This is a genomic window from Micromonospora sp. ABR4_055 (assembly GCF_056160425.1).
Window position 1 is genome coordinate 43,652 of the sequence record NZ_JBSWXD010000006.1, and the last position, 25,918, is coordinate 69,569.

At 69.2% G+C, this 25,918-nt stretch carries 33 protein-coding genes and 2 pseudogenes; 15 read left to right on the forward strand and 20 right to left on the reverse strand.

The window, feature by feature from the left end; translation table 11 throughout:
* Window positions 1-41: 41 nt before the first annotated feature.
* The 3 genes from ACXAHD_RS03640 (at window position 42) to ACXAHD_RS03650 (ending at window position 2,595) form a co-directional block, all read left to right on the forward strand.
* Window positions 42-1,430, forward strand: coding sequence for a DUF4331 domain-containing protein (locus ACXAHD_RS03640; RefSeq protein WP_281551740.1), 1,389 nt, complete (start codon window positions 42-44; stop codon window positions 1,428-1,430).
* A 56-nt stretch (window positions 1,431-1,486) separates the two neighbouring features.
* Window positions 1,487-1,852, forward strand: a complete 366-nt coding sequence (locus ACXAHD_RS03645; RefSeq protein ID WP_281551739.1) for a phospholipase — start codon at window positions 1,487-1,489, stop codon at window positions 1,850-1,852.
* 485 nt (window positions 1,853-2,337) lie between these two features.
* Window positions 2,338-2,595, forward strand: a complete 258-nt coding sequence (locus tag ACXAHD_RS03650) for a WhiB family transcriptional regulator (protein ID WP_281551738.1) — start codon at window positions 2,338-2,340, stop codon at window positions 2,593-2,595.
* Window positions 2,596-2,627: 32 nt separating this feature from the next.
* Here ACXAHD_RS03650 and ACXAHD_RS03655 read toward each other — a convergent pair whose 3' ends face one another.
* The gene (locus ACXAHD_RS03655) at window positions 2,628-2,993 is read right to left on the reverse strand and encodes a metallopeptidase family protein (RefSeq protein WP_233606708.1); all 366 of its coding nucleotides are present in this window, start codon (window positions 2,991-2,993) and stop codon (window positions 2,628-2,630) included.
* 219 nt (window positions 2,994-3,212) lie between these two features.
* Between ACXAHD_RS03655 and ACXAHD_RS03660 the strand changes: the two genes are divergently transcribed.
* Window positions 3,213-3,584 (forward strand): DUF3499 domain-containing protein, encoded by a 372-nt coding sequence (locus ACXAHD_RS03660; protein ID WP_281551737.1) that lies wholly within the window; start codon window positions 3,213-3,215, stop codon window positions 3,582-3,584.
* A gap of 75 nt (window positions 3,585-3,659) precedes the next feature.
* On the opposite strand, the gene ACXAHD_RS03665 is transcribed toward ACXAHD_RS03660, so the two are convergent.
* The 8 genes and pseudogenes from ACXAHD_RS03665 to ACXAHD_RS03700 all read right to left on the reverse strand — a co-directional run bounded on the left by ACXAHD_RS03665 (window position 3,660) and on the right by ACXAHD_RS03700 (window position 10,001).
* The gene (locus ACXAHD_RS03665; protein ID WP_281551736.1) at window positions 3,660-5,048 is read right to left on the reverse strand and encodes an NAD(P)/FAD-dependent oxidoreductase; all 1,389 of its coding nucleotides are present in this window, start codon (window positions 5,046-5,048) and stop codon (window positions 3,660-3,662) included.
* A 29-nt stretch (window positions 5,049-5,077) separates the two neighbouring features.
* Window positions 5,078-6,424: an aspartate aminotransferase family protein gene (locus ACXAHD_RS03670; protein WP_475048632.1), complete on the reverse strand. Its 1,347-nt coding sequence runs from the start codon at window positions 6,422-6,424 to the stop codon at window positions 5,078-5,080.
* A 306-nt stretch (window positions 6,425-6,730) separates the two neighbouring features.
* A complete protein-coding gene (locus ACXAHD_RS03675; RefSeq protein WP_281551734.1) occupies window positions 6,731-7,048 on the reverse strand; it encodes an NUDIX domain-containing protein in 318 nt (105 codons plus the stop codon).
* A gap of 252 nt (window positions 7,049-7,300) precedes the next feature.
* Window positions 7,301-7,696 (reverse strand): annotated as a pseudogene (locus tag ACXAHD_RS03680) (AAA family ATPase); the annotation flags it as partial.
* A 29-nt stretch (window positions 7,697-7,725) separates the two neighbouring features.
* Window positions 7,726-7,977, reverse strand: coding sequence for a hypothetical protein (locus ACXAHD_RS03685; protein WP_281551733.1), 252 nt, complete (start codon window positions 7,975-7,977; stop codon window positions 7,726-7,728).
* Window positions 7,978-8,078: 101 nt separating this feature from the next.
* Window positions 8,079-8,990, reverse strand: a complete 912-nt coding sequence (locus ACXAHD_RS03690) for an SPFH domain-containing protein (protein ID WP_475048595.1) — start codon at window positions 8,988-8,990, stop codon at window positions 8,079-8,081.
* Window positions 8,991-9,121: 131 nt separating this feature from the next.
* Entirely contained in the window at window positions 9,122-9,376 is a 255-nt protein-coding gene (locus tag ACXAHD_RS03695; protein WP_281551731.1) for a hypothetical protein, read from the reverse strand.
* 142 nt (window positions 9,377-9,518) lie between these two features.
* Window positions 9,519-10,001 (reverse strand): Lrp/AsnC family transcriptional regulator, encoded by a 483-nt coding sequence (locus ACXAHD_RS03700; protein ID WP_281551730.1) that lies wholly within the window; start codon window positions 9,999-10,001, stop codon window positions 9,519-9,521.
* 233 nt (window positions 10,002-10,234) lie between these two features.
* Here ACXAHD_RS03700 and ACXAHD_RS03705 point away from each other — a divergent pair, with 233 nt between their 5' ends.
* The 4 genes from ACXAHD_RS03705 to ACXAHD_RS03720 are packed head-to-tail and all read left to right on the forward strand — an operon-like array spanning window position 10,235 to window position 14,419.
* The gene (locus ACXAHD_RS03705) at window positions 10,235-11,473 is read left to right on the forward strand and encodes an ABC transporter substrate-binding protein (RefSeq protein WP_475048599.1); all 1,239 of its coding nucleotides are present in this window, start codon (window positions 10,235-10,237) and stop codon (window positions 11,471-11,473) included.
* 11 nt (window positions 11,474-11,484) lie between these two features.
* Window positions 11,485-12,663 carry an ABC transporter ATP-binding protein gene (locus ACXAHD_RS03710; protein ID WP_475048602.1) on the forward strand — a complete coding sequence of 393 codons (1,179 nt, stop codon included), beginning with the start codon at window positions 11,485-11,487 and terminating at the stop codon, window positions 12,661-12,663.
* Complete coding sequence (locus ACXAHD_RS03715; protein WP_475048604.1) at window positions 12,660-13,571, forward strand: ABC transporter permease; 912 nt, start codon at window positions 12,660-12,662, stop codon at window positions 13,569-13,571. Before ACXAHD_RS03710 ends, ACXAHD_RS03715 begins: the two co-directional genes overlap by 4 nt.
* A complete protein-coding gene (locus ACXAHD_RS03720; RefSeq protein ID WP_475048607.1) occupies window positions 13,568-14,419 on the forward strand; it encodes an ABC transporter permease in 852 nt (283 codons plus the stop codon). Before ACXAHD_RS03715 ends, ACXAHD_RS03720 begins: the two co-directional genes overlap by 4 nt.
* On the opposite strand, the gene ACXAHD_RS03725 is transcribed toward ACXAHD_RS03720, so the two are convergent.
* The 3 genes from ACXAHD_RS03725 to ACXAHD_RS03735 all read right to left on the reverse strand — a co-directional run bounded on the left by ACXAHD_RS03725 (window position 14,397) and on the right by ACXAHD_RS03735 (window position 16,548).
* Window positions 14,397-15,833, reverse strand: coding sequence for a gamma-aminobutyraldehyde dehydrogenase (locus tag ACXAHD_RS03725; RefSeq protein WP_123605959.1), 1,437 nt, complete (start codon window positions 15,831-15,833; stop codon window positions 14,397-14,399). The two genes, ACXAHD_RS03720 and ACXAHD_RS03725, sit on opposite strands and share 23 nt — an antisense overlap.
* A gap of 155 nt (window positions 15,834-15,988) precedes the next feature.
* Window positions 15,989-16,276 (reverse strand): ribbon-helix-helix domain-containing protein, encoded by a 288-nt coding sequence (locus ACXAHD_RS03730; RefSeq protein ID WP_289211355.1) that lies wholly within the window; start codon window positions 16,274-16,276, stop codon window positions 15,989-15,991.
* Window positions 16,273-16,548, reverse strand: coding sequence for a hypothetical protein (locus tag ACXAHD_RS03735; protein ID WP_475048610.1), 276 nt, complete (start codon window positions 16,546-16,548; stop codon window positions 16,273-16,275). The genes ACXAHD_RS03730 and ACXAHD_RS03735 overlap by 4 nt, the downstream gene beginning before the upstream one ends.
* 154 nt (window positions 16,549-16,702) lie before the next feature.
* Between ACXAHD_RS03735 and ACXAHD_RS03740 the strand changes: the two are divergent.
* A pseudogene (locus tag ACXAHD_RS03740) lies at window positions 16,703-17,172 on the forward strand (DUF4291 family protein).
* A 120-nt stretch (window positions 17,173-17,292) separates the two neighbouring features.
* On the opposite strand, the gene ACXAHD_RS03745 reads toward ACXAHD_RS03740, so the two are convergent.
* Entirely contained in the window at window positions 17,293-17,661 is a 369-nt protein-coding gene (locus ACXAHD_RS03745) for a VOC family protein (RefSeq protein WP_278173945.1), read from the reverse strand.
* A 61-nt stretch (window positions 17,662-17,722) separates the two neighbouring features.
* Here ACXAHD_RS03745 and ACXAHD_RS03750 point away from each other — a divergent pair, with 61 nt between their 5' ends.
* Both ACXAHD_RS03750 and ACXAHD_RS03755 read left to right on the forward strand, forming a co-directional pair.
* Entirely contained in the window at window positions 17,723-18,193 is a 471-nt protein-coding gene (locus ACXAHD_RS03750) for a MarR family winged helix-turn-helix transcriptional regulator (RefSeq protein ID WP_281551723.1), read from the forward strand.
* 81 nt (window positions 18,194-18,274) lie between these two features.
* Entirely contained in the window at window positions 18,275-18,973 is a 699-nt protein-coding gene (locus tag ACXAHD_RS03755) for an SDR family NAD(P)-dependent oxidoreductase (RefSeq protein ID WP_281551722.1), read from the forward strand.
* A gap of 26 nt (window positions 18,974-18,999) precedes the next feature.
* Here ACXAHD_RS03755 and ACXAHD_RS03760 read toward each other — a convergent pair whose 3' ends face one another.
* The 6 genes from ACXAHD_RS03760 to ACXAHD_RS03785 form a co-directional block, all read right to left on the reverse strand.
* Window positions 19,000-19,566, reverse strand: a complete 567-nt coding sequence (locus tag ACXAHD_RS03760; RefSeq protein ID WP_123603734.1) for a Uma2 family endonuclease — start codon at window positions 19,564-19,566, stop codon at window positions 19,000-19,002.
* 267 nt (window positions 19,567-19,833) lie between these two features.
* Window positions 19,834-20,022 (reverse strand): DUF397 domain-containing protein, encoded by a 189-nt coding sequence (locus ACXAHD_RS03765; RefSeq protein WP_281551721.1) that lies wholly within the window; start codon window positions 20,020-20,022, stop codon window positions 19,834-19,836.
* Window positions 20,009-20,614 (reverse strand): DUF5753 domain-containing protein, encoded by a 606-nt coding sequence (locus ACXAHD_RS03770; RefSeq protein WP_281551720.1) that lies wholly within the window; start codon window positions 20,612-20,614, stop codon window positions 20,009-20,011. The genes ACXAHD_RS03765 and ACXAHD_RS03770 overlap by 14 nt, the downstream gene beginning before the upstream one ends.
* Window positions 20,544-20,786, reverse strand: a complete 243-nt coding sequence (locus tag ACXAHD_RS03775) for a helix-turn-helix domain-containing protein (RefSeq protein ID WP_281551719.1) — start codon at window positions 20,784-20,786, stop codon at window positions 20,544-20,546. Before ACXAHD_RS03775 ends, ACXAHD_RS03770 begins: the two co-directional genes overlap by 71 nt.
* 151 nt (window positions 20,787-20,937) lie before the next feature.
* On the reverse strand, window positions 20,938-21,429 hold the full coding sequence (locus ACXAHD_RS03780; protein ID WP_281551718.1) for an SRPBCC family protein: 492 nt from the start codon (window positions 21,427-21,429) through the stop codon (window positions 20,938-20,940).
* On the reverse strand, window positions 21,398-21,793 hold the full coding sequence (locus ACXAHD_RS03785) for an ArsR/SmtB family transcription factor (RefSeq protein ID WP_281551717.1): 396 nt from the start codon (window positions 21,791-21,793) through the stop codon (window positions 21,398-21,400). The genes ACXAHD_RS03780 and ACXAHD_RS03785 overlap by 32 nt, the downstream gene beginning before the upstream one ends.
* A gap of 77 nt (window positions 21,794-21,870) precedes the next feature.
* On the opposite strand from ACXAHD_RS03785, the gene ACXAHD_RS03790 reads away from it, so the two are divergent.
* Window positions 21,871-23,376 carry an aldehyde dehydrogenase family protein gene (locus ACXAHD_RS03790; RefSeq protein ID WP_281551716.1) on the forward strand — a complete coding sequence of 502 codons (1,506 nt, stop codon included), beginning with the start codon at window positions 21,871-21,873 and terminating at the stop codon, window positions 23,374-23,376.
* A gap of 16 nt (window positions 23,377-23,392) precedes the next feature.
* Here ACXAHD_RS03790 and ACXAHD_RS03795 read toward each other — a convergent pair whose 3' ends face one another.
* Entirely contained in the window at window positions 23,393-23,704 is a 312-nt protein-coding gene (locus ACXAHD_RS03795; RefSeq protein ID WP_281551715.1) for a hypothetical protein, read from the reverse strand.
* A gap of 166 nt (window positions 23,705-23,870) precedes the next feature.
* On the opposite strand from ACXAHD_RS03795, the gene ACXAHD_RS03800 reads away from it, so the two are divergent.
* From ACXAHD_RS03800 to ACXAHD_RS03810, 3 genes are all read left to right on the forward strand, one after another.
* Window positions 23,871-24,731, forward strand: coding sequence for a helix-turn-helix domain-containing protein (locus ACXAHD_RS03800; protein ID WP_475048618.1), 861 nt, complete (start codon window positions 23,871-23,873; stop codon window positions 24,729-24,731).
* A gap of 24 nt (window positions 24,732-24,755) precedes the next feature.
* Window positions 24,756-24,968: a DUF397 domain-containing protein gene (locus tag ACXAHD_RS03805; RefSeq protein ID WP_281551713.1), complete on the forward strand. Its 213-nt coding sequence runs from the start codon at window positions 24,756-24,758 to the stop codon at window positions 24,966-24,968.
* Window positions 24,969-25,040: 72 nt separating this feature from the next.
* Window positions 25,041-25,913, forward strand: a complete 873-nt coding sequence (locus tag ACXAHD_RS03810; protein WP_475048622.1) for a hypothetical protein — start codon at window positions 25,041-25,043, stop codon at window positions 25,911-25,913.
* The last annotated feature ends 5 nt before the right edge of the window (window positions 25,914-25,918 follow it).

Below are 25,918 nucleotides of genomic sequence, written 5' to 3' on the forward strand. Positions count from 1 at the left end.
TCACTCACCGATCTTCTCAGGCTATGTGAGGTAGGTTCGTCATGTCTTCGCACCGTGAAGCGCCGGAGATATCCAAGGACCCGGTCGCTGACAGTACCGACGTCTATGCCTTTGTGAGTCCGGACCGTCCGGACACGGTCACTCTGATCGCCAACTATCTGCCCTTTCAGGTGCCGTCGGGCGGGCCGAACTTCTTCGAGTTCGGCGATGACGTGCTCTACTCGATCCACGTGGACAACAATGGTGACGGCCATCCGGACATCACCTACCAGTTTCAGTTCCGCACCGAGATCACCAACGAGAACACGTTCCTCTACAACACCGGGCCAATCGACGCCCTGGACAGTGAGAACTGGAACAGGCGCCAGTTCTACAGTCTGACCAAGGTCGATGCGCACGGCAAGGCGCAGCTGCTGGCCCGCGACGTGCCCTGCCCGCCGTGCAACATCGGTCCGCTGTCCACCCCCGACTACGTGGGGCTTGCCAACGACGCCACCTTCCAGCTCAAGAGCGGCGAGCGGGTCTTCGCCGGGCAGCGGGCCGAGGGGTTCTTCGTCGACCTGGGCTCGATCTTCGACCTCGGAAACCTACGGCCGTTCCAGCAGCTCCACGTAGTCGGTAAGGACATCTTCAACGTGGCGGACGAACCGGTCAACGCGACCGACCGGCTGAACGTCTCCAGCATCGCGCTGCAGGTCCCGATCAACCATCTGGTCAGTGGTGGCGGCCAGTACGGCGTCAACGACCAGCGATCGGTGATCGGGGTCTGGACCTCCGCCGCGCGTCAGCAGGTACGGATGCTGGGCAGTGCCAAGGCGGCCGACGTCAACGTCGGACCGGCGGTACAGGTGTCGCGACTCGGTAATCCACTGTTCAACGAGGTCATCGTGCCGATGGCGCAGAAGGACCTGTGGAACACCCTGCCCCCGTCGGAGGACAAGCGCTTCGCGGGCCTGGTGGAGAAGCCCGAACTGGCGCAGCTGCTGCCGGTGCTCTACCCGGACGTCTTTCCCAACCTTGCCGAGCTCAACGAGTCTGGCGTGCCCCGAGCCGATCTGGTGGCGATCCTACTGACCGGAATCCCGGCCGGGCTGATCGACGGTTTTCAGAACAACACCGGCGATCTGCAGGCGGACATGCTGCGGCTGAACACCGCGATCCCGCCGGCGGAGCAGCCCGACCGGTTCGGTCTGCTCGGCGGCGACCTGGCCGGCTTCCCGAACGGCCGCCGGACGACCGACGACGTGGTCACCATCTCGCTCCGGGCCATCGCCGGCTTGACGTTCCCGCTGATCGATCAGAACTTCACCCCGGACGACGCGGCCGGCGCGGTGACCCACGGGCTGAGCGCGGCCGACGTGACTGCCCCGTTCCTGAAGCATTTCCCGTACCTCGGCGTGCCGTACGACGGGTTCAACAACCCGTCCTGACCGGCCCGCACGTCCCGTCCGGGCCGACCCCGGCACATCCAGAGAAGGTGGGGAGCATGCACGAGCACAGTCTGGCCCCGTCGGAGACCGGCGGCGTCGTCCTCGACATCGGCGGCGACATGGGTGCCCTGATCATCTACACCGGACAGGAGTTCCACGGCCGGGAGATCGAGATCAGCCCGACCGCCGGTCCGGACCAGCCGGATCCGGCCCCGCGTACCCATGCGGCGGTCCGGGAGCGGCAGGTACGCGACGGAGTCTTCTTCAGCGCCGTCTACACCGATCTGCCGGCGGGCTCCTACACCGTGTGGCGCTCCGACGAGGTGCCCGCCGGTCAGGTGGCGATCAGCGGCGGGGCGGTGACCGAGTTCGTCTGGCCGCAGCACGCCGCCGCTGGGCGGCTGATCCCCAAGGCAGGGTGACGGGACTCCCGCACGACAGTGTGACGAGATCGACGTGCTAGGCGCGATCGGCTTCTGGGCCGTAGGCGTGATTGACCTCTGGGGAGGGAAGTAGGGCAGGTGAGGTAGACCGGTCGACCGACCGGAGACCGAGCCGGTGCCGCGTGAGCGGCACCGGCTCGGTGTTGTCTGCGGACAGGGTCGTCGGCGCTGGGACTGGCCGAGCGGGTGGTGCGACTCGCCGGTCCCGCGTTACCCGGTGGGGGGCTGAATCGATAGGGCAGGTTGCGGGCCGGATGACGACGGGGAGGGCGGGTGACCGGTGCGCGACAGCAAGCCCATTTACCAGGTTCGTCTTGACGACGCACGCATTACACGCGTGTAATTTCAACGGGGTCGCTCGGACGGGCTGCATCAAAACCGGATCGAACGGGCAAGATGGACACGCCTTCCGCGTGGGGGGTTGCGCCGGCCGGGTGGGGCGGCGCGCGAAAGGAGGCACGCGTATGGATGGTCGGCTGGAGGTCGCGGACCTGCTCGGTAACGCCCCGGAGTGGCAGGAGCGGGCGCTGTGCTCGCAAACCGATCCGGAGGCGTTTTTCCCGGAGAAGGGTGGATCCACCCGCGAGGCAAAGCGGATCTGCTCTCGTTGCGAGGTGAAGTCCGAGTGCCTGGAGTACGCGCTCGGTCAAGACGAGCGGTTCGGCATCTGGGGCGGACTGTCCGAGCGGGAACGACGCAAGCTCAAGCGCAGGGTCGCCTGACCTGCCGCCGTCGGCCCGGGCGGGTTGCCGAGTCAGGCCAGCTCGTCCGGGTCGACGCCGAGCAGATTTGCCACCTGCTCGATGATCACGTCGTGCACCAGGTCGGCGAGATCCTCCCGGTTCAACGCCCGGAACTCCAGCGGACGCCGGTAGAGCACGATCCGTGGCGGCATCTCCTGACGCCCCGGCCGGCCGGGCAGCAACCGGGCCAACGGCACCTCGCCGTCCTCCAGCACGTCGGAGTCGTAGACGTTCAGATCCGGTGGGACGTCCTCGACGGCGAACTCGACACCGGCCAGCTCCTTCGCGAAGCGCCGCTCCAGCGTCTCGACCGTGTCCAGGACCAGCTCGTCGAAGACCTCGGCCTTGGTCCGGGCCAACGGCACCGTCGCCGGCACCAGCCGACCACGCAGCCCGCGCCCGTGCCGGTCCCGGCGATCCCGACGCGCCCGGCGGGGCGTCTGCGCGCTGCCGGGCACGGGAATGGTCACTGGAATCCTCCGGTCACCTGCCCAGCGTAGTCCGGATCGGCCCTTTCCGGGCGTGGGGATCAGGAGTCCCGGCGTGTCGCGTCGGCAAGCTGGTCGTGGAGCCGGTATTAGAGATAACGTGCCGCCGTGAGGTCATCACGGCGCTGCTCCCGTAACGGCTGCCCCCGCCAGGCCGTCGCCACGTTGACCTATGTCTACAACGAGTCGACCGCCGTGGTCGGCCCGCTCGCCGCGTTCGCCGAGCCGCACACCTACGACCTCTGCGAGCAGCACGCCCGCAGCCTGACCGCGCCCCGTGGCTGGCAGGTCGTCCGGCACGAGGGTGAGTTCGACCCGCCCCCGCCGACCACCGACGATTTGGTGGCGCTCGCCGAGGCGGTCCGGGAAGCAGCCCGACCGGCCCCACCACCGCGCCCCGGCGCCCCGGACGCCGTCGACATCGACATCAACCCGTCGACCGGCCGCCGCGGCCACCTCCGGGTGATCCCGCCGGCCTGACGCCCGGCCGATCAGCCCCCGACTGCGCCCCGCCCCGACCCCGCTCCGCCAGCCCGGCCACAGGCGGTACGGCCGTCACTGCCCGGTCAGTCGGCCCAGCAGCCCGGCCAGCCGGGACGGCCGGTCCCCTCGGTTCTCGGCCGCGTCGGCGGCGGTCACCAGCCGTAGACCCGCGTTGACGCCGAGCCAGCGCAGCGGCTCCGGCTCCCAGCGCGGCGAGCGGTGCCCGACCCAGGGCAGCGCGGTCAGCTCGCTGTCCACGCCGAGGATCAGATCGGCGAGGGTACGGCCGGCCAGGTTGGCGGTGCCCACTCCGTCGCCGACGTACCCGCCGGCCCAGGCCAGCCCGGTGGCCCGGTCCAACCCCACCGACGCCGCCCAGTCGCGGGCGACGCCGAGCGGGCCGCCCCAGGTCCGGGTCACCGGCACCGCGTCGCCGAGCACCGGGAACAGCTCGCCGAGCGTCCGGCGCAGCGCGGTGAACACCCGTGGGTCGCGGTCGTACTCGGGCCGGATCCGGGACCGGAAGTGGTACGGCGCGCCCCGCCCGCCGAACGCCAGCCGGCCGTCGGCGGTCCGCTGCCCGTAGATGATCAGATGCCGGTAGTCGCTGAACGTCTCCCGCCGCGCCAGCCCGATCCGGGCCCAGGTCTCGTCCGGCAGTGGCTCGGTGGCGATCATCAGCGAGTAGATCGGGGCCACCGCGCGGCGGGCGCCGGGCAGCGCCGGGGTGTAGCCCTCGGTCGCCCGTACCACCACCGGGGCGCGGACCGTGCCGGTCGGTGTCCGGGCCGCCCCGGGGCCGTACCCGGTGACCGGGGTCCGTTCGTGGATCGTCACCCCGCGCCGTTCGACGGCCCGGGCCAGGCCACGGACCAGCCGGGCCGGGTGGATCGCCGCGCAGTGCGGGGTGTAGGTGCCACCGAGTACGCCGTCGGCGGCGCACCGGGCGGTTGCCGCGTCAGCGTCCAGCAGGGTGAGGTCGGCGTCGGTGCCGCCGTACGCGTGGACCTCGGCCACCGCCGCTTCGGCCCGCCGCAGCTGCGCCGGGGTACGGGCCAGGGTGACCGTGCCGCCGTGGCTCCAGTGGCAGTCGATGCCCTCGGCGGCGGCGACCCGGCCGACCTCGTCGACCGTGGCGTACATGGCGCGTTGCATCGCGATGGCGGCGTCCCGGCCGTGCCGGCGGGCCAGCGCGGTCGGTGAGCTGGGCAGCAGCGCCGAGCACCAGCCGCCGTTGCGCCCGGAGGCGCCGTACCCGGCGATTTCCTTCTCCAGCACCACGATCCGCAGCGCCGGGTCGGCGCGGGTCAGGTAGTACGCCGTCCACAGCCCGGTGTAGCCGGCGCCGACGATCGCCACGTCGGCGACCGTGTCGCCGTCCAGCGCGGGCCGGGCCGCCAGCTCGTCGTCCACGGTGGCCATCCAGTGCGACACGTCCCGGTAGTCACCGTGACCGCGCATGGTCCACCACCTTCCGCCGTCGGCCCGCGCTACATTCGCTGCCAGGCCTCGGTGAGCACGGCCCGCAGGATCTGTTCGATCTCGTCGAACTCGGCCTGGCCGGCGATCAGCGGCGGGGCGAGCTGGATCACCGGATCTCCCCGGTCGTCGGCCCGGCAGTACAGCCCGGCGGCGAACAGCGCGCCGGAGAGGAACCCGCGCAGCAGCCGCTCCGATTCGGCGTCGTCGAAGCTCGTCCGGGTGGCCCTGTCCTTGACCAGCTCGATGCCGTAGAAGTACCCGTCGCCCCGGATGTCACCGACGATCGGCAGGTCGTATAGCTTCTCCAGCGAGCCCCGGAAAGCGCTTTCGTTGGCCCGTACGTGCCCGGTCAGCTCCTCCCGGGCGAAGATCTCCAGGTTGGCCAGCGCCACCGCGCAGGAGACCGGATGTCCGCCGAAGGTGATCCCGTGACCGAACGATTCGGTGCCGTGCAGGAACGGCTCGATCAGCCGGTCGGACGCGATCATCGCGCCGAGCGGGGAGTAGCCGGAGGTGAGTGCCTTGGCGGTGGTGATGATGTCCGGCTGGTAGCCGTACCGCTGGGCGCCGAAGTACTCGCCGAGCCGGCCCCACGAGCAGATCACCTCGTCGGAGACGAGCAGCACGTCGTACGCGTCGCAGATCTCGCGTACCCGCTCGAAGTAACCCGGCGGCGGCGGGAAGCAGCCGCCGGCGTTCTGCACCGGCTCCAGGAAGACGGCGGCGACGGTCTCCGGGCCTTCGCGTTCGATCGCCCGGCCGATCTCGTCGGCCGCCCACCGGCCGAACGCCACCGGGTCGTCGCCGTGCTCCGGCGCCCGGTAGAAGTTGGTGTTCGGCACCTTGATCCCGCCCGGGACCAGCGGCTCGAAGTCGGCCTTGATGCCGGGCAGCCCGGTGATCGCCAGCGCCCCCATCGTGGTGCCGTGGTAGGCGATGTCCCGGCTGACCACCTTGTGCTTGGTGGGCTTGCCGACCCGCTTGAAGTAGGCGCGGGCCAGCTTCCAGGCCGACTCCACCGCCTCGGAGCCGCCCGTGGTGAAGAAGACCCGGTTGAGGTCGCCGGGGGCGAGCGCGGCGATCCGTTCGGCCAGCTCGATCGCAGTCGGGTGGGCGTACGACCAGATCGGGAAGTACGCCAGCTCGCTGGCCTGCTTCGCGGCGGCCTCGGCCAGCTCGGTGCGCCCGTGGCCGGCGTTGACCACGAACAGCCCGGCCAGCCCGTCCAGCAGCCGGCGTCCCTCGCTGTCCCAGACGTACGCGCCGTCGCCGCGCACGATTGTCGGCACCGGGGCGTCCCGGTAGCTGGACATCCGGGTGAAGTGCAGCCAGAGGTGGTCGGTCGGGTTGCCCATGTCGTGGCCCCATCGCGTCGGTCGCACCGGCACCTGCGCAGGCGCCGTCCTGGATACGGTTATCGCACAGATCCGCCGCTCACTGCAAGGTTCACGAGATCAACACCGGTATTCGGCCACGATTTGAGCAATCCTGGCCAGTTGTAACGACGAAATCCGCATCACGGGTGAGTCGGCCAGTCAGGGCCGTTCGCTGACATTGCGCGGTACACCCGACCACGTGTGACGCCGTCACACGAATACGCCGAAGGGCGGACCCGGGCTGCGGTCCGCCCTTCGGCGCAAGTCGGTGGAACCGCTCGCCATCTATCTGTGTGTCTTGGCCCACCGCGAGGCCGCAGCGACCAGTTCGGGCAGCTCGGCCGGGGTGGGGAGCCCGGCGAGGTCGGCGACCGGCACCCAGCGGGCGCTGGCGACTTCCTCCAGCTGCGCGGTCAGGTCGCCACCGGAGGCGCGGCACACGTACGCGAAGTCGATGTGCCGATGCGCGCCGATCTTGGAGTCGGTCACGTCCATCTCGATGACCGTCCACGGGGCGGCATGGCTTGCGACCGCCGGGTGGGTGAACGCAGGCTCGCCGAGCACGGTGGCCTGGATCCCGGTTTCCTCGGCCACCTCACGCACCGCCGCCTGGGCCGGGTCCTCGTTGGGGTCGATGTGCCCGCCTGGGTAGAGCCATAGGCCGATCTTGTTTGTGGTGCAGGAGCAGGACTCGATCCTCGTCGTCGAGGACGACAGCGGACGCGGTGTTGTGCCGGATCGTCATGGGAGCTGCCCTTCGGCGAAGACGCGGATGCGGTCCGCGACCCATCCTAGGGCCGCCTCGGACATACCCGGGTGAACGGGAAGCTGGAACGTCGTCGCAGCGAGAGCATCGCGTTGACGACGGCGGGGGTCGTCGCGGGAGGTGGCTTCGGGCAGACCGCCGCGCACGATTCTGGCGGCGTAGTCGGCGCGGGTCACGGCGGACTCGTGGCGCAACTCAGGGCCGAGCGTGAAGATGGCGTCGACGAAGCCGTCCGGCTCATCTTCCAGCTCACCCTGGGAGAACGGCCAGAGCTCGATGGTCTCCATCCGGCCGGGCAGCGCGTCGGGAGCGGCTGACGTGCCGAACAACCGCGCGGAGCCGGTGAGAAGGTATCGACCTGGTCGGGGATCCTCATCCACGGCGGCTTTGATAGCCAGCAGCAGTTCCGGGACACGTTGGATCTCATCGGTGATCAGCAGTTCCGGGGAGTCGACGAAGCCGACCGGGTCGGTTGTCGCCGACGCCGGCCGGCCCGGGAGAATCCTGTCCGTGCCTACGGGCAGGGGTGGATTCCGCTGGTGGAGAACGGGGTGCGTACGCCGGACAGGCGGTCCCAGTCCCGGTCGGGGCAGGGGCCACGCAACCAGGTGCCGACCCGGTTGGTGTGACTGCTGTCCGAGTAGTAGTGGGTGACGATCACGTAGTAGTCGGGGGGTGCTGCCTGGGCCGGGGCGCTGGTGACCACGAGGGTGGTGGACACGGCGAGCAGGGCTGCGGCGAGGGCGTTGCGGATGACAGCCGGCACGGTACGAGTCCCTTCAGGATGCTCGACTTTCGGTAGTTATACCGTAGCAACTCGTAGGCGGAATGTGGGGCGGTGAAGATCCGACAAACACCCGCGAGCGGTCAGTCGGTGTTCGCCGGGCGCCCGGCGTTGAGGTCGACGCTGCCGCCGGCCGGCACCGGCAGGAACGTCGGGCAACCCTTGGCGGTCTCGTCGGTCAGGCAGCGCTGGAACACCTCATACAGGATGTAGCCCTCCGGGCCGAGCACCTCGACGAGCTGGCGGATCTGCTTGAGCTTCTCCTCGACTGTGGCGTTCTGCTCGACGATCGCCCGACGCTCGGTGATCGCCACCTGCACCGCGGCCAGACCGTCGACCAGATCCTGACGCGGTGTCGGTTTCTGCAGGGTCAGGTTGAACTGCAGGAAGTACGCCCGTCCGCCGGTGGTGGCCTGCACCGCCGCGCCCAGGTCCTCGTTGATCGCCGTCTCGAACGCGGCCCGGGTGGCCGGATCGTTGTACAGCGCCAACCAGTCGTACTTCTGCGCCTCGGTGGTCATCGCCTTGTGCAGCGGCTGCCCGACGTAGAACCGCAGCAGGTCCAGCCAGTGGCTGGTGGTCCGGCCGTCGCCGTCCATCACCGGCTGGAACTTCAGCCCGATCTCCTCGTGGAACTCGCGCAGCATCCCACCCTCGTCGGCACACGAGGTGTCCAGGTGGAAGGTCAGCCCACCGGACACGGTCAGCTCCTGGTTGTCCTTGGAGACCACCACGAACGGCGTGGACTCGGAGCCCTCGTTGCCGGTGAAGTCGAACGTCCGCTGGCCGGCCGGGTACACGTAGTACCGCTCGCCCGGCCCGTCCCAGGTGCGGTTGTTCTGGGTGACGCAGGCCTGGTAGGTGGTGCTGGAGAAGGCGCCCGCGTCATAGTGCAGCGCCACCTGGTCCGACTCGGTGCTCACCGTGGTGCAGCCGGTCACGGTCAACACCAGCAGCGCACCGACACCCGCGATCACCCGTAGCTGACGACGCATCCGTTGCCCCACTTCCCTCGACGTGTGCCGTCAGGGTAGGGAAGCGAATCAATCCGACTGGTCCGGCCGTACCCCAGGGGTCGGCTGCCGGCGCGACCGGCTTGTGGCCGTACCGTGCCGTCCTGGTCGGGCTAGAAGCAGTACGGGACCGTGATCGAGGTGAAGTACGCGGTACTTTCGCCCGTCAGATACTTGTAGTTGCCATCTGGGCACCGGAAGCGGTAGCCGATGCCGACCTCGGTGGTGTGGCTGCTGTCCGAGTAGTAGTAGTAAATGACGGTGTAGTAGTCGGGTGGGGCGCTCTGCGCTGGGGTGGCCGTGAGCGCGATGGTGGTTGCCACAGCCAGTAGCGTCGCCGCCAGGGCGCTGCGAAGATAATTGCGCACGACTGATGCCTCTCCGTCTGGTCACCATGGGTAGCTCCAAAGTAGCACCGAGTGGTGACCCCTGTGGACCCCGGTGAACAATCGACATATGTCGCACCGGCGCCCACCCGTGGTCCCGCCGGTGGGGCGCTGCCGACGCGGGTCAGGCCGTGCCCCAGGTGTAGGTCTGTTTACGCAGCTTCAAATAGACGAACGCCTCGGTGGAGACGACCCCGTCGACCGTACGCATCCGCTGCAGGATCTCCAGCAGATGGTCGTCGTTGCGGCAGACCACCTCGGTGAGCAGGTCGAACGACCCGGCGGTGATCACCACGTAGTCGACCTCGTCCAGCTCCGCAAGCCGGTCGGCGACCGTCTCCAGATCCCCGGCGGTACGCAGCCCGATCATCGCCTGGCGGGGGAAGCCGAGCTGCAGCGGATCGGTGACCGCGACGATCTGCATCACCCCGGCGTCGAGCAGCCGCTGCACCCGCTGGCGGACCGCCGCCTCGGAGAGCCCGACCGCCTTGCCGATCGTCGCGTACGGGCGCCGCCCGTCCTCCTGCAACTGTTCGATGATCTGTTTCGCCACGTCGTCGAGGACGACGTGACCGGAGCCGTCGCCGCCCTGCTGTCGTGTCCCCATCCGGGTCTCCTCGTCTGTCAGAATCGGCGCATTGTGCCGCACCGCTGATACGTCGCCGAGTGGGTCGGCGTTAAGAGTCCGAGTCTGGCGTATTTCGTGGCCAACGGCGAGCTGCGCAACGGAATCCCTTGTGAAGTGCGAATCTGCATGCCAGGATCGGCGTCTGATTGGTTCACAAGCTACGCCTTGCCTTCGGGTCGGCCCCGCCGGCCCGCACCCTTCAGGAGCCGTCCATGCGCAGTCGCCTCCGCCCCCCACCGTCCGCGCCGGCCGCCGCACTGCTCGCGGCCCTCGGCATGCGCCGTACCCTTACCCGACGCACTCTGGCACGCGGCGCCGCCACCTCCGGTGGGCTGCTGCTCGCTGGCGGCGCGATCGCTGCCTGCGGCACCCCGGCAGCCCAGCAGACCGAGGAGAGCTGCGTCAGCGAGGACCTGTCCGACAGCGAACAGGTGATCAACTTCTCGAACTGGCCGCAGTACATCGACGTCGACGCCGACGACGAGAGCCGCCGACCCACCCTGGAGGCGTTCCAGCAGACCTCCGGCATCACGGTCACCTACACCGAGGACATCAACGACAACAACGAGTTCTTCGGCAGGGTGCAGAACCAGCTGTCCGCCTGCCAGCCGACCGGGCGGGACATCATGGTGCTCACCGACTGGCTGGCCGCCCGGATGATCCGGCTCGGCTGGGTGCAGCAACTCGACAAGGCGAACCTGCCCAACGTCGCCGCCAACACGCTGCCCTCACTGCGCGCCCGCCCGTTCGACCCGGACGACTCGTACGCCGTACCGTGGCAGTCCGGGTTGACCGGTATCGCCTACAACGGCACCGTGACCGGTGAGGTGCGCACCATCGACGAGCTGCTCACCCGGGCCGACCTTAACGGCCGGGTGACCGCACTGACCGAGATGCGCGACACCATGGGGCTGCTGCTGCAGTCCAACGGACACGACCCGGCCGACTTCACCGACGCGCAGTTCGACGATGCCCTGGAGAAGCTGCGCCGGGCGGTCGCCGACGGGCAGATCCGCCGGTTCACCGGCAACGACTACGCCGCCGACCTGGCCCGGGGCGACGTCGCCGCCTGCATCGGCTGGTCCGGCGACGTGATCCAGCTGTCCGCCGAGGACCCGAACATCGTCTTCCAGGCACCGGAGTCCGGGCTGATCCTGTTCTCCGACAACATGCAGGTGCCGAACCAGGCCGCCCACAAGACCAACGCCGAGAAGCTGATGGACCACTACTACGACCCGGCGGTCGCCGCCGAGGTGGCCGCGTACGTCAACTTCATCTGCCCGGTCGCCGGCGCCCAGGAGGCTATGACCGCCATCGACCCGGAGCTGGCCGCCAACCCGCTGATCTTCCCGGACGAGGCGTTGCTCGGCCAGGCCAAGGTGTTCATGGCGCTGACCGAGGAGCAGGAACGCACGTACGAGCAGAAGTTCCAGCAGGTCATCGGAGCCTGAGGCGGCAACCGATGGCGACCGACCCGACCGGCGGCGGCCCACGCCCAGCCGACCCACCCGCCGGTGACCTGCAGCTGACCGACCTGACCAAGCGGTTCGGCCCGTTCACAGCCGTGGACGGACTCGACCTGAGGATCCCGCAGGGGGCGTTCTTCGCCCTGCTCGGCGCCTCCGGCTGCGGCAAGACCACCACGCTGCGGATGGTCGCCGGGCTGGAGCAGCCCACCAGCGGCCGGCTGCTGCTCGGCGGGCGGGACATCACCCGGCTGCGGCCGTACCGGCGGCCGGTGAACACCGTCTTCCAGAGCTATGCGCTGTTTCCGCACCTCAGTGTGGCCGACAACGTCGCGTTCGGACTGCGGCGGCGTGGCATCCGCGACGTGCGCCCGCAGGTCGATCGGATGCTCGCCCTGGTGCAGCTCGACGGGTTCGGCCCGCGCCGACCGCAGCAGCTCTCCGGCGGGCAGCAGCAGCGGGTCGCCCTGGCCCGCGCGTTGATCAACCACCCGCAGGTGCTGCTGCTCGACGAACCACTCGGCGCGCTCGACCTCAAACTGCGCCGGCAGATGCAGGCCGAGCTGAAACGCATCCAGACCGAGGTCGGCATCACCTTCGTGCACGTCACCCACGACCAGGAGGAGGCCATGACGATGGCCGACACGGTCGCGGTGATGAACGCCGGCCGGATCGAGCAGCTCGGCCCACCCGCGCAGATGTACGAGTTTCCGGCGACCGCGTTCGTGGCGAACTTCCTCGGCCAGTCGAACCTGCTGGCCGGCGAGGCCACCGGCCGATCCGGCGACGACGTGCTGGTCACCGCGTACGGCTCGCGGTTCACCGTGCCCGCGGCCCGGTCCCGGTCCGTCGACGGTCCGGTCCATCTGGGGGTACGCCCGGAAAAGCTCGCCCTGACCCGGGACGCGGACGGCGTACCGGCCGGGGCGCAGTCGGTCACCGGCGTGGTCACCGAACTGGCGTACCTCGGGGTCAGCACCCAGTACCAGGTGCGCACCGGCTGGGGCACCGAGCTGAGCGTGTTCAGCCCGAACAGCGGGGACGAAGCTCTCCTGCCCGTCGGTGCCGAGGTGGTCGCCTTCTGGCAGCCGGCGCACGCCTTCCTGCTGGCCCGCGAGCCGGGCGCCGGCGACCAGACCGCCCCGCTGCCTGACGACGCCGTACCTGCCTCATGAGCATCCTGGCCCACGTCGGCGGCGGAGCGGGTAAGCCCCCCGCCCCGGTGCCGGCTGCCCGACGGCGCGGCCGGCTGCTGCCGTACCTGCTGCTGTTGCCGGGCGGGGCGTGGCTGACCCTGTTCTTCGCGGCGCCGGCGATCCAGCTCGCCGCGACCAGCCTGTACGACCCGACCGGCTCGCTGGCCACCGGGTACGCGATGACCTGGTCGTTCGGCAACTACCCGGACGCGCTGTCGGCGTACTGGACGCAGTTCGGTCGCGGCTTCCTCTTCGCCGGCATCGCCACCGTGATCGCGGTGCTGCTCGGCTACCCGCTGGCGTACGCGATCGCCCGGCGGGCCGGCCGGTGGAAGAACCTGATGCTGATCTGCGTCGTCGCCCCGATGTTCACCAGTTTCCTGGTCCGCACCCTGGCCTGGAAGACGATCCTGTCGGAGAACGGCTGGCTGGTCGGCGTACTGCGGGATCTGCACCTGCTAGCGCCGGACGGCCGCCTGCTGTTCACCCCGGTCGCGGTGGTGCTCGGGCTGACGTACAACTTCCTGCCGTTCATGGTGCTGCCGCTGTACGCGAGCCTGGACCGGCTCGATCCCCGGCTGCTGGAGGCGGCCAGCGACCTGTACGCGAGCCCGGCTCGGGCCTTCTGGCGGGTGACCCTGCCGCTGTCGGCACCCGGCCTGGTCGCCGGCACTCTGCTGACCTTCATTCCGGCCTCCGGTGACTACATCAACGCCCGGCTGCTCGGCACCCCCAACGAGTACATGATCGGCAACGTGATCGACTCGGCGTTCCTGGTGCGGCTGGACTATCCGCAGGCGGCGGCGCTGTCCTTCCTGCTGATGGCGGCGATCCTGATCATTGTGTCGGTCTACGTCCGGCGCGCCGGCACCGAGGAGGTGCTGTGACGGGCCCAGGTGCGCCAACCGGCGCGGGGATCGGTGCGCGGATCGGCCGGTGGCTGGTCGACCGCTGGGTGTTCGGCGTCGGCCTGCTGGTGCTCGGCTACCTGCTGCTGCCGGTCGCGGTGGTCGCCGGGTTGTCATTCAACCGGCCGTCCAGCCGGCTGTCCTACGACTTCAACGAGTTCACGTGGGACAACTGGCGGCAGCCGTGCGCCACCAGCGAGATGTGCGACGCGGTGCTGCGCAGCGTACAGATCGGGTTCCTGGCCAGCGCCGGGGCTACGATCCTCGGCACGCTGATGGCGTTCGCGCTGGTCCGGCACCGGTTCCGTGGCCGGGCCGCGGTCAATCTGCTGATCTTCCTGCCGATGGCCACGCCGGAGCTGGTGATGGGCTCGTCGCTGCTGACCCTGTTCGTGGCCGGGGCGGTGCCGCTCGGCTTCTGGACGGTGGTGACCGCCCACGTGATGTTCTGCCTGAGCTTCGTCGTGGTCACCGTGAAGGCGCGGCTGGCCGGCATGGACACCCGCCTGGAGGAGGCGGCGATGGACCTGTACGCCTCCGAATGGCAGACGTTCCGCCTGGTCACCCTGCCGCTGGTGCTGCCCGGCATCGTGGCCGCCGCGCTGCTGGCCTTCTCGCTGTCGTTCGACGACTTCATCGTCACGAACTTCAACTCCGGCACCACCGTCACCTTCCCGATGTACGTCTGGGGCGCCGCCCAGCGTGGCATCCCGCCGCAGGTCAACGTGGTCGGTACGGCGATGTTCGCGGTCGCCCTGCTGCTGGTGGTGCTCGGCGGTGCCCTCGGGCGGCGGCGGGGCCAGGTCAGTCCTCGATCGCGTGCATGACGTGCTTGAGCCGGGTGTAGTCCTCCAGCCCGTACATGGACAGGTCCTTGCCGTGGCCGGAGTGCTTGAAGCCGCCGTGCGGCATCTCCGCCACGATCGGGATATGGGTGTTGACCCAGACGCAGCCGAAGTCGAGCCGGCGGGTCATCCGCATCGCCCGGCCGTGGTCGCGGGTCCACACGGAGGCGGACAGGCCGTACCTGACGCCGTTGGCCCACCGGACCGCCTCGTCCTCGTCGGTGAAGCGCTGCACGGTGATCACCGGCCCGAACACCTCGTCCTGGATGATCTCGTCCGGCTGGCGCACCCCGGCGACCACCGTCGGGGCGTAGAAGTAGCCCCGGTCACCGACGCGCGCGCCGCCGGTGTGCAGCTGCGCGTGGTCCGGTAGCCGGTCGACGAAGCCGGTGACCCGGCCCAACTGGTCGGCGTTGTTCAACGGCCCGTACGCCACGTCCGGCTCGTCCGGTAGTCCGGTTTTCGTCGACCGGGCCTGCTCGGCCAGGGCGGCGACGAAGTCGTCGTGCACGCCCGGTCCGGCCAACACCCGGGTCGCCGCGGTGCAGTCCTGCCCGGCGTTGAAGTAGCCGGCACCGGCGATCGCCTCGGCAGCCGCCGCCACGTCGGCGTCGTCGAAGACCACCACCGGGGCCTTGCCGCCCAGTTCCAGGTGGGTGCGCTTGAGGTCGGGTGCGGCGGCGGCCGCCACCTCCATGCCGGCCCGGGTGGAACCGGTGATCGACACGAACTCCGGGGTCGGGTGGGCGACCAACGCCCGGCCGGTGTCCCGGTCGCCGCAGACCACGTTGAACACGCCCGGCGGCAGGAACTCGGCGGCGATCTCGGCCAGCAGCAGCGTGGACAGCGGGGTGGTGTCGGACGGTTTGAGCACCACCGTGTTGCCGGCGGCCAGCGCCGGGGCGATCTTCCAGACCGCCATCATCAGCGGGTAGTTCCAGGGCGTCACCTGCGCGCAGACCCCGATCGGCTCCCGGCGTACGTAGGAGGTGTGCCCGGCCAGGTACTCGCCGGCCGATTTGCCCTCCAGCACCCGGGCCGCCCCGGCGAAGAACCGGAGCTGGTCGACGCTGGGCGGCAGCTCCTCGTCGGCGGTCAGCTGGCGTGGCTTGCCGGTGTTGCGGACCTCGGCGTCGACCAGGTCGGCGGCGCGGGCCTCGACCGCGTCGGCCAGCTTGAGCAGGGCCAGCTGCCGCTGCGCCGGGGTGGTGTCCCGCCAGCTTTCGAAGGCGGTGGCGGCGGCCGACATGGCCCGGTCGACGTCGGCGGGGCTGGACGTTGGTGATTGGGCGAACACCTCACCGGTGCACGGGTCGACCAGGTCCTGGTAGCCGCCGTCGACCGGGTCGACGTAGCCGCCGTCGACAAAGTTGCGCACCGTCTGCTTGTCGGTCATCGTTCGGCTCCTGCACGTCGGCTCGGCCTGGATCAGGCAGGATGAGGTATCCGCCAGCTAGGAGCCATCTTCGCGACCGAAATCGCAGCAGACAAGAGGTACGGCAACTGTTTCCGTGCGTGCGTTGCTGGACCGTGCCGCCTCGTCAGCGTGTCTCACGCCGCTTCGTCGGCGTGTCGGGCGAGGAACTCGTCGATCGCCTGACGAATGAGCCCCGACCGGCCTCCCTTGTCGTTGCCGGCGAGTTCGTCCAGCCGCCGCACGGCCGTCGCGGAGAGGCGGACTCCGGTAACGATCATGGGTACGCTCTCCGGTGACGGCGCAGGGCCAAGATCGGGGCCTCTGGAGGCGTCGCGTAGCAGCTCCGAGATGTCGCCACCCTGGTCGAAATACGCCACCAGCTCTTCGCGGCTCATCGTCCGCGGATCACGGCTCGCACTCATCGTGTCCCCTCCATCCACTGCTTGACCTCCTCCGGCGTCGCAGGCCGAGCCGCCAGGATCGCGTAGCTGTTGACCTTCCCCACCCGCTCACACAGCACCATGATCACGCGTGCTGTGTCAGCCAGGCCAGCTACCGCCAGCAGGAGTGTCCCGATGTGGTTCTCGATCCGCTGCGGCGAGTAGAGCGCTTCGACCGTCTCCCGTTCGGAGACGCCGTGCCGTGCCGCGCTGATCTTGCCGGCCTCAGTCCACCCGTACTCTCGCGCAACCACGACACCAGCGTACAACGCGTAAAACGTGCGTACCGGCAGCGCTGCTGTCGCAGCTCTGAGTGACGTCGGCGCGTAAGCCCCTAGCAGGCGGAGCGTTCTACGGCCGTGCGGATGCTGGGCGAAATCTGGTGGATGACCGTCGGCTGCATCGGCGATGATCACATGCGTGGAGGGTCGTCATCGGCAGGTCCGGGCTCGGTACACCGCCGACACCGTCACCGTGTACCAGGCGTATCCGGCGGAGATCGCGGTGCCGACGTTGGCGAACGGGCGGTTCGTGGCCCCGTTCAAGCGGGACCGGATGACGTGGATCAAGCCGTCGTTCCTGTGGATGATGTACCGGTGCGGGTGCAGTGGGATCCTGAGCGGTCGCTGCGGCTCGGGCCGCTGCCGTACCGGTCGCTGCAGGTGGGGCTGTCCGGCGAAGCAGTCGACCGCTACGTCGACGAGTGGACCGTCGCCATCACCGAGGTGACCGGGCTGGCACATGCTGTGCGGGAGCGGCTTTCCGCTGGTGATGACGCGGGTGCTGGTGCCCTACTGCCGGCCGAGCGGGTCTATCCGTTGCCGGCCGAGGTTGCGGCGGTCATCGGCGCAGACCCGACACCGGCGGCGACCTGCTGATACCGCAGGACGGGATCGAGCACGTCAGCCGGTGGGTACTCGTTGAGCTTGATGCCTCAGGTGCATCAAGATGCACCTGAGGCATCAGGTCGTCGGACGCATCATGGGGTCCGGGGCTCGTCAGGCGCGGTCGTGCAGAGTGACCTGGTAGCCGTCGGGGTCGGCGAAGGTGAAGGTCCGACCGAAGGGGCCGTCGATCGGCGCGGAGACGATGGTGTGACCGTCGGCGACGAGAGCATCGTGAATGTCCTGCACGTCTGTGGCGTGGAGCCAGATGGCTGCACCGATGCCCGGCTGAGCAACGGATCCGAGGTCGGTGCCGGGGACGATCTCGCGCAGCGCGAACGCGATGGGCTTGGTTTCGAAAACGACGGCGTGCGCAGGCCCGGCCGGCGAGCGTACGAGCCCGAGGTACTGCTCGTAGAACGCCCGCGAGGCGTCGAGGTCGCGTGCCTGCAGCGAGATGAAGTCGGGGCCGGTGACGGGCATGATGGTCTCCTCCGGTCGTGTCAGGTTCCTGACATGGCGCAATGTATGTCAGGATGCTGACATGAGTCAAGGCGGGCGGGGCAGTGGGCAGGGCGTCGACCTGGAGACATCGCTGGGCTATCTGCTGAAGGAGGCGTCGAGCGCGCTCCGGATGGCCATGGAGGAGGTGCTGCGACCACTCGGGATGAGCGTGACGCGTTACTCGTGCCTGGAGTTGCTGGCGCAACGGCCAGGCCTGTCGAACTCCGAGCTCGCGCGGGGCGCCTTCGTGACCCGGCAGTCAATGAACGTGCTGCTCCAGGCGCTGGAGCGAGAGGGCTACGTGACCAGACCGGCGGAAGCGCCCGTCGGGAAGGTGCTGCCCACGCGGCTCACGCCTCTGGGTCGGCAGAGTCTCGAAAAGGCGACCGTCGCGGTCCGGTCGGTCGAGGTCAAGATGCTGGCCGGGTTGACCGAGACCGAGCAGTCGGAGGCGTTGCGGATCCTGCGGCGGATGGTCCGCTCCCTGCGCGATGGCGACGACGGCGCTTAGCGGGGCCGACCGCATTTGATTCGAGACTCGAAGTAACATGGTGGGGCCGGTGGCCCGGAAGGTACGTCCTGATGCACTCGTTTGCCGGAGAAGCTCGCCGCGACACTGCGGCAGACCCACCAGTCCCAGATCGTCGTACTCGCCGCTGATCTGTCCGACCGCGCCGCGCCGCGTGCCATCGTCGACGCCCTCGCCGGGCAGCGTGTCGAGATCGACCTGCTGATCAACAACGCAGGCATGGGAGCGGTCGGCCCGTTCCTGACCCGCCCGTTGGCTCCGAACGTCGACTCGGTCGAGCTCAACATCACCGCACTCGTGGGCCTCGTGCACAGCATCGGAGGCCACATGCTGGAGCGTGGCCACGGCGGCATCATCAACGTGTCCTCGGTGGCCGGCTTCCAACCCATGCCTTTCCAGGCCAGCTACGCCGCGACCAAGGCGTTCGTGCTGTCGTTCACCGAAGCCCTCGCCGAGGAACTGCACGACACCGCAGTACGGGTGATGGCGGTGCATCCCGGACCTGTCGCTACCGGATTCTTCGACGGAACCACCGCAAAGATGCACACCAGAGCCGTCCCGCCCGAGCGCATCGCAGCGAAGTCGCTCGACGATTTCGCGCGTGGCAAAGAGATCTCGTTCCCCGGCGGTCTGTCCGATCGCGGCATCTCGTTCGCCTCGCGCCTCCTGAGCCGCAAACGGGCAGCGCGCCTGAGCGGCAACCTCAACCGCAGGGCGGGGTTCGACCACGTCGGCGACGTCGACACCCCGGCAGCCGCCTGACCCCGCCCGACCTCGCCGCGTGGCGTTCAGAGTTGGCCGAGATCGACTTCAACGGAGAAGGGCGCGGTCAGTTTTACGACGCCGGTGAAGATCTCGCCATCGCGGTAGCGCCCAGTCGCCGGGTCAAGAACGTACGTGTAGACCAGCGGTGCGCCAGTGGCGGCCTGCTCGACCCGCCAGTAGAACTGGATGCCAACCCTGGCGTACTGGTCAGCCTTGACGATCCGGTCGGTCGTTTCCGATCCGGGAGAGACCACCTCGACCACCAGCAGCACATGCTCGGGGCGGGTTGGGGTGACGTCGATGGTGTCCGCCCGGTAAACCGTCACATCGGGACGACGGTTGTTCAGCGGCACGTCCTGGAGCCGAACATCGAAGTCGGTGTCAGCGTTCCAATCCGGCCCGGCGGCACCATCCAGAGCGTTCGCCAGCAGCCTGGCCAGGCGATTGTGCCGCTTAGAGGCACTCGGACTCACGAGCACCATCCCATCCACGATCTCAATGCCCGCACACTGCTCTTCTGTCCACGTCGCGTACTGCTCGGCCGTGACCTGTTCGTGCATCCAAGCCGGCGCGACCATCTCGACAGTCATCCGCGCCTCCTGACCGGCGATCGGCTACCACCTCAAGATACCGCCGGCTCGGTCGATGAGCAGGCTGCCAGACCTTTTGGGTCGATTTGCCGCAACTAGGATTTCTGTCCGTGTCATCGGAGTGTCATCGGTGTGACCGGCCGGCCTGACGCTGGGTGCAGGCTCGCCCCGCCGAGGGGGGACCGGGCCGGCTTGGTCGAGATGAAGCGCCGGCCCTGGCTGGCAGGGCCGGCGCTTCGACGGTGTCTTGCGGGGTGGGTGGCTGGGTCAGTGGTGGTGCTTCGTCAGTTCGACGAAGGAACGCCAGGCGGGGGCGTCGAAGGTCAGCGTGCCGCCGTCGCGGTCCTTGGCGTCCCGGACCAGGACCCGACCGGGCAGGTTGTCGGCCACCTCGACACAGTTGCTCACGCCGCTTGACCTGGTGGATTTCCGCCATGAAGGGTCAGTTGTGTTCATCAATCAACCTTAGGATCAGGTCCCGGCTCTGGGTAGTCGATAACGAGAGCTCGTTAACGGCTTCCCAGACCCATTCCAGTTCGATGACGTCGGCTGCCGTGCTCGCCATCCTGCCGCGCAGCTGGTCGTCCAGGTAGGCGATCCGGCGGCCGTCGCCCAGGGTGGCCAGCGAAAGTGGTCCGTTCAGACCTGGGTTGAGGCCGATGTTGCGGTCGGGCACCACCCGTATCCGGACGTTCGACTGGTGGCTGGCGTCGACCAGGTAGCCGAGCTGATCCTTGAGAACCTCACGGGACCCCTGGTGCAGAGCGGCTTCGCCGATCAGGCAGGACAGCTCGACCGGCTCGTCACGGGTGAACACCGCCGCCTGCCGGCCGAGCCGGATCCGAATAAGATCGTCGACCTTGCTCTTGCTCCAGGGTGAGGCGGCGAACAGCTCACGCATGTAGGGCTCGCGTTGCAGCAGCCCTGGGATGATCGACAACTCCCAGCAGCGCAGCAACGCGGCCCGCCGTTCGTGCTCAGCCCACGGACGCAGCCAGGGCTGGCGGTCTCCGCGTGCCTCGTCGGCCAGTTTGCTGGATCTTGTCACCGGAGTTCAGCACCTCGTCGAGCGCCTGTGCGGTGTCCTCCTTCGGCACCAGCCGACCGGTCTCGAAGCTGGCTATCAGCGACTTCGACACGCGGAGCGCCTTTGCCAGCTGCGTCTGGTTCATGCGCCGGGTCAGTCGGAGTCGCCGAAGCTCTGTCGTGAGTTCACTCATGATCATCACCTCGAATACCCAGAAGTGGCAGCGGGTTCAACGAGGTTCATCTTCTAACGACACCGACTGATAGTCCAGCGTGGAAGTAGACCACCGGGTGAATTGCCGTGGATGCTGAAATCGGAGCGCTTCTCGCAGCAGCGCTTTTTGATCAAGGAGCGGGGGCGAGTAGCTCGTCGATCTGGTTGATCGCCGAGGTGGAGCCCTCCACCATGCCCATGTCCAGCACCTGTTGCAGGGCCTCGGCGGACTCGTACTTGCCCACGTAGGTCGCCCGGGTGCCGCCGTTGTGCTCGGCGAATGTGTACGTGTTGCGGGAGGTCGGCATCTCCGACAGCGGCTTGAAGTCCATGTCCGCGAAGCCATCCTCGAAGGAAAAACTCGTCGGCTCGTCCACGGCGGTGATCAGCCAGTATCCGGCATGCTTGTCGCCCTCCGGGCCGGTCATGAAGTAGGTGACGCGTCCGCCGGGCGTGAGGTCGTGGTCGACCACGGTCGCCGGGTACGTCGGCGGTCCCCACACCTTCTCCAGTTGGCGAGGGTCGGCGTAGACCTGCCAGACCCGCTCCACCGGCGCGGCGAAGTCCGCGGTGATGGTCAGGGTCCGGTTGTCAAGGTCCTGCTGGACGTCGGTCACGGGCACTGTTCGGTCCTTTCGTCGGGGTCGTCTGCGACCCATCGGGGTCGGCTGCGAGCAGCGCGTCGATGCGTGCGATGCGGCCACGCCAGATGTGTTCGAGCTCGGTGAGCATGGCTGCCACCGAGCGCACCGCCTGCACGTCTCCGCTGGCCAGCTGCTCGCGACCACTGCGTCGTTTGATCAGTAAACCGGCCTTCTCCAGCACAGCGACGTGTTTCTGTACGGCGGCGAAGCTCATGTCGTACTTGGCGGCGAGCGCTGAGACGGAGTGCTCCCCGGCCAGCACCCGGCGCAGGATGTCGCGCCGGGTGCGGTCGGCGAGCGCGTGGAACATGGCGTCCGCCCGGTCCGCGCTCTCCTCGATCACCACGCCAATATACAACCGATCGGTTGTGCGTTGTCAAGGCCATCGAGTGCCTCGGTCACTGGCTTTAGGCTGGCCGGATGGATCACCCCGACCCGACCCCGCGTACGCCGTTCTGGCTGGCTGGCGAACCGGCGCACGGTGACGCGCCACTGGCCGTGCACCACCCGTACGACGGTCGGCTCGTCGGACGAACCAGCTACGCCACGCCCGACCAGGTCGAGCGGGCGGTCGCCGCCGCGCACCGGGTCGCGCCGGTGGCCGCCGCACTGCCGGCGTACCGCAGGGCGGCCGCACTGGACCACATCAGCGCCCGACTCGCGCAGCGGGCCGACGAGATCGCCCGGCTGATCACCGCCGAGAACGGCAAACCGATCAAGTGGGCGCGCGCCGAGGTGGCGCGCGCCGTCTCCACATTCCGCTGGGCGGCCGAGGAGGCCCGGCGGTTCTCCGGCGACCTGCAGCGCCTGGACACCGACCCGGCCGCCGCCGGCCGGATGGCGGTGGTCCGCCGGGTGCCGCGCGGGCCGGTGCTGGGCATCTCGCCGTTCAATTTTCCGCTGAACCTGGTGGCGCACAAGGTCGCCCCGGCGATCGCGGTCGGCGCCCCGATCATCGTCAAGCCGGCCCCGGCGACCCCGCTGACCGCGCTGCTGCTCGGCGAACTGATCGCCGAGGTCACCGAGCCGCACGGCCCACACACCGGAGCGCCCGCCGGATCAGGCACCGGCCTGCCGGCCGGCATGGTCTCGGTGCTGCCGGTGCCGAACGACAGGGCCGGCGACCTGGTCGCCGACCCGCGCCTGCCGGTGGTGTCGTTCACCGGCTCCGGGCCGGTCGGCGCGCTGATCCGCCGATCAGTGCCGGACAAGCACGTCACCCTGGAGCTGGGCGGTAACGCCGCAGCGGTGATCTGCGAGGACTGGACCGGCGACGAGGAGCTGACCCGGGCGGCACAGCGAATCGCCACCTTCTCGAACTATCAGGCCGGGCAGAGCTGCATCGCGGTGCAACGGGTGTACGTGCACGAATGGCTCTACGACGGCTTCCTGCCCCGGCTCGTCGCCGCCGTACAGGCGCTGCGGGCCGGTGACCCGGCCGACGACGCCACCGACGTTGGGCCGCTGATCAGCGAGGACGCCGCGATACGCGTCGAGTCGTGGGTGGAGGAGGCGGTGGCCGCCGGGGCGACGATCGAGGTCGGCGGCCGACGCGACGGCGCGACGTACCCGCCGACGGTGCTGACCGGGGTGCCGGCCGGCGCGAAGGTGCTGACCGAGGAGGTCTTCGGCCCGGTGCTCGTCGTGGACCGGGTGGAGAACGACGAGGCCGGGTTCGCGGCGGTCAATGACTCGGCGTACGGGCTGCAGGCCGGCGTGTTCACCCACAACCTGCAGACTGCGTTCACCGCGCACCGCACGCTCGCCGTCGGCGGGGTGATCGTCGGTGACGTGCCGTCGTACCGGGCCGACCAGATGCCGTACGGCGGGGTCAAGGGCAGCGGTGTGGGCCGCGAAGGAGTCCGCAGCGCGATGGACGACTACACCGATCCCCGGGTGATGGTCCTCACCGGACTCGACCTCTGACCTGGCACCTCGCAGGTTAGGCGACGGCCAGCAGGTCGGCGCCGATCAGCGGTGCCCAGAACCGACTCGCCGACTCGATGTCGTTGCACCAGGTCATTCCGTCGCGGCTGCCGTCGCTGTGCACGATCAGCACCTTGCCGTCCGGCATGGCGAACGCCCAGCCGACGACGTCGTCGACCGCTTCGCCGGTGTCGACCGTTTCGTCCGCGTCGGGCAACTCGTCGTAGTCGTCGTCGAAGCGGCACAGGGCGAACACCTTCGGTGCCCGGTCGAGCAGGACCGCCTCCAGACGGATCGCGGTGGTTGCCGTGCGGGTCTGGTCGCTCACAGTCGTCCTCGATTCGGTACGCAGTGACGTGTGGTGATGTCATCGTGTTCTGTGGTCACCAGCCATGCAAGTGCATTGAATTGCACCATCTGAACTACTGGTAGCTGACGTCGCGCTTTCGGTAAGCGAGACTGGCGTCCATGCATCAATGTCAAGGAGGTGCCTGATGGTCGTCGGATCGCCGCCGACGGTGCGACGCCGGCAGCTCGGTCGCGAGTTGCGCGCCCTGCGGGAGACATCCGGCCTGCTCGCCGAGCAGGTCGCCACCGAGCTGCGCTGCTCGACCGCCCGGATCAGCCGGATCGAGACGGCCCGGGTCAGGATCTCGCCCGGCACCGTCCACGAGCTGCTCGATGTCTACGGCATCGAGGGCCCCGAGCGGCAGCGGCTGGTTGCCCTGGCCCGCCAGGCGCAGGAGACCGGCTGGTGGCAGGAGTACAGCGAACGTCTCACCTGGGAGTACTCCACGCTGATCGCCCTGGAGAACGACGCCGCCGAGCTGCGCTGGTTCGAGCCGTCCGTACTGCCCGGTCTGGTGCAGACCGAGGAGTACGCCCGGACAGTCGTCCGCAAGACCCTGCCCGGCCACAGCGCCGAGACCATCGAGGAAAAGGTCGGCGTACGGATGGCCCGGCAGCGGGTGCTGACCCGCGAGACCGACCCGGTGCGGCTCTGGGCGGTACTCGACGAGGCGGTGCTGCGCCGGTTGGTCGGTGGGCCGGAGCTGATGCACCGGCAGCTGCGTCACCTGGTCGACCTGTCCACTTTGCCGACCGTACGACTGCAGGTCCTGCCGTTCGCTCAGGGCGCGTATGCCTGCAACACCGGGCCGTTCACCGTGCTGACCTTCCCGGAGACCGCCGACGCCGACGTGGCCTACGTCGAGAACGAGGCCGGCGACCTCTACGTGGAGAAGCCGGCCGGCGTCGCCCGCTATAACCTTGTCTTCGACGACCTGCGGGCGGATGCGCTCGGCTGCGACGACTCCCGGGCGTTCATCGCCGAGGTCGCCGACGGGCTGACCTGACGCGTCGCTGACAAGGAGCACCGCATGTCCACAGCAGATTTCACCGGGGCGGGCTGGCGCAAGAGCAGCTACAGCAGCGGCAACGGCAGCTGCGTCGAGGTCGCCGTCGTCGGCGGGACCGTCGGCGTACGGGACTCCAAGGACCCGGCCAGCCCGGTGCTCGCCTTCACCGCGACGGACTTCGGGCGGTTCGTCGCCGATGTCCGGGGCGGCGCGCTGCGCGGTCCGGCCGCGTAGCCACCGCGCGGTAGCCTGTCGCGCGGTGGCGTCCGAAGCGCGGGTGCCGGCGACGCGGAAGGCGAGGCGGAGATGTCGGTACGGCGTGGCACGGCTCGACTGGCGACGGTGCTCGCGCTGACCGTCGGCACAGCGGCACTCGCCGCAGGCCCCGCGTACGGCCAGGACGAGCGGGTGCGGATCGGCCTGCCGAGCAAGTTCACCGCCGGCGAGAAGGCCGGTGGGGTGACCGTGAAGGTGACCAGACGCACCGACGGGTGCGTGGCGGTGCGTACCGCGCTGGCGATCCGGCTGCCCGGTGTCACCCCCGACCAGGTCGGCGTGCAGGCCCGGATCGACGACGACTGGGTGACCGTGCCGCTGTGGGACAACGGCGACGGGCTGCTGCTGACCGAGCACACCGCGCCGGAAAAGGACGAGCTGTGCAAGGGCAAGAGCCGCTCGGTCCGCTACCGGATGGCGTTCCGGACCGGTGCGCCGGCCGGAGTCGCGCACATCGTCGGTGAGGCGTACACCGCCGGTGGGGTGCTGCTCGGTCGGGAAGCCGGGGCGAAGCGGGTCGGCGGTCGGCTCGCCGGCACGTACCAGCCGGGTCCGCCGACCCCGTCGCCGACCCTGGAACCGACCCCGGAACCGACGGTCGACAGCGCGGCCGTGGAGCCGAGCGACGCACCGGCCGTACTGCCGGACCAGAGTCTGCTGGCTGCGGCCGGCTCGGCCGGCGGACCGGCCGGTGACGACGGTCCCGGCATCGGCACCGGGGTGATGGCCGCCGGGATCGGCATGGTCGCTGTCGGTATCGCCTTGCTGGTGCTGCTGATCCGCAGGCTGCGCCCGGCCCGGTCGGGCCTGGACGGCCGCAACGGCCCGCCCGGTACGGGTGGTCCCGGTGGGGACGGTGGGGACGGCGGGGCGACCATGCTGTTGCCCCGGATCCGGCGCTGACCAGC

Excerpts from the sequence above, each read along its gene's own strand:
- ACXAHD_RS03640 (WP_281551740.1), top strand. The coding sequence starts at position 42 with ATGTCTTCGCACCGTGAAGCGCCGGAGATATCCAAGGACCCGGTCGCT.
- ACXAHD_RS03745 (WP_278173945.1), bottom strand. The coding sequence starts at position 17,661 with ATGCCCGTCACCGGCCCCGACTTCATCTCGCTGCAGGCACGCGACCTC.
- ACXAHD_RS03725 (WP_123605959.1), bottom strand. The coding sequence starts at position 15,833 with ATGACCGACAAGCAGACGGTGCGCAACTTTGTCGACGGCGGCTACGTC.
- ACXAHD_RS03730 (WP_289211355.1), bottom strand. The coding sequence starts at position 16,276 with ATGAGTGCGAGCCGTGATCCGCGGACGATGAGCCGCGAAGAGCTGGTG.
- ACXAHD_RS03800 (WP_475048618.1), top strand. The coding sequence starts at position 23,871 with ATGGTCGTCGGATCGCCGCCGACGGTGCGACGCCGGCAGCTCGGTCGC.
- ACXAHD_RS03700 (WP_281551730.1), bottom strand. The coding sequence starts at position 10,001 with ATGGGGACACGACAGCAGGGCGGCGACGGCTCCGGTCACGTCGTCCTC.
- ACXAHD_RS03670 (WP_475048632.1), bottom strand. The coding sequence starts at position 6,424 with ATGGGCAACCCGACCGACCACCTCTGGCTGCACTTCACCCGGATGTCC.
- ACXAHD_RS03710 (WP_475048602.1), top strand. The coding sequence starts at position 11,485 with ATGGCGACCGACCCGACCGGCGGCGGCCCACGCCCAGCCGACCCACCC.
- ACXAHD_RS03775 (WP_281551719.1), bottom strand. The coding sequence starts at position 20,786 with ATGAGTGAACTCACGACAGAGCTTCGGCGACTCCGACTGACCCGGCGC.
- ACXAHD_RS03705 (WP_475048599.1), top strand. The coding sequence starts at position 10,235 with ATGCGCAGTCGCCTCCGCCCCCCACCGTCCGCGCCGGCCGCCGCACTG.
- ACXAHD_RS03715 (WP_475048604.1), top strand. The coding sequence starts at position 12,660 with ATGAGCATCCTGGCCCACGTCGGCGGCGGAGCGGGTAAGCCCCCCGCC.
- ACXAHD_RS03765 (WP_281551721.1), bottom strand. The coding sequence starts at position 20,022 with ATGAACACAACTGACCCTTCATGGCGGAAATCCACCAGGTCAAGCGGC.
- ACXAHD_RS03665 (WP_281551736.1), bottom strand. The coding sequence starts at position 5,048 with ATGCGCGGTCACGGTGACTACCGGGACGTGTCGCACTGGATGGCCACC.
- ACXAHD_RS03650 (WP_281551738.1), top strand. The coding sequence starts at position 2,338 with ATGGATGGTCGGCTGGAGGTCGCGGACCTGCTCGGTAACGCCCCGGAG.
- ACXAHD_RS03645 (WP_281551739.1), top strand. The coding sequence starts at position 1,487 with ATGCACGAGCACAGTCTGGCCCCGTCGGAGACCGGCGGCGTCGTCCTC.
- ACXAHD_RS03690 (WP_475048595.1), bottom strand. The coding sequence starts at position 8,990 with ATGCGTCGTCAGCTACGGGTGATCGCGGGTGTCGGTGCGCTGCTGGTG.
- ACXAHD_RS03750 (WP_281551723.1), top strand. The coding sequence starts at position 17,723 with ATGAGTCAAGGCGGGCGGGGCAGTGGGCAGGGCGTCGACCTGGAGACA.
- ACXAHD_RS03760 (WP_123603734.1), bottom strand. The coding sequence starts at position 19,566 with ATGACTGTCGAGATGGTCGCGCCGGCTTGGATGCACGAACAGGTCACG.
- ACXAHD_RS03805 (WP_281551713.1), top strand. The coding sequence starts at position 24,756 with ATGTCCACAGCAGATTTCACCGGGGCGGGCTGGCGCAAGAGCAGCTAC.
- ACXAHD_RS03810 (WP_475048622.1), top strand. The coding sequence starts at position 25,041 with ATGTCGGTACGGCGTGGCACGGCTCGACTGGCGACGGTGCTCGCGCTG.
- ACXAHD_RS03790 (WP_281551716.1), top strand. The coding sequence starts at position 21,871 with ATGGATCACCCCGACCCGACCCCGCGTACGCCGTTCTGGCTGGCTGGC.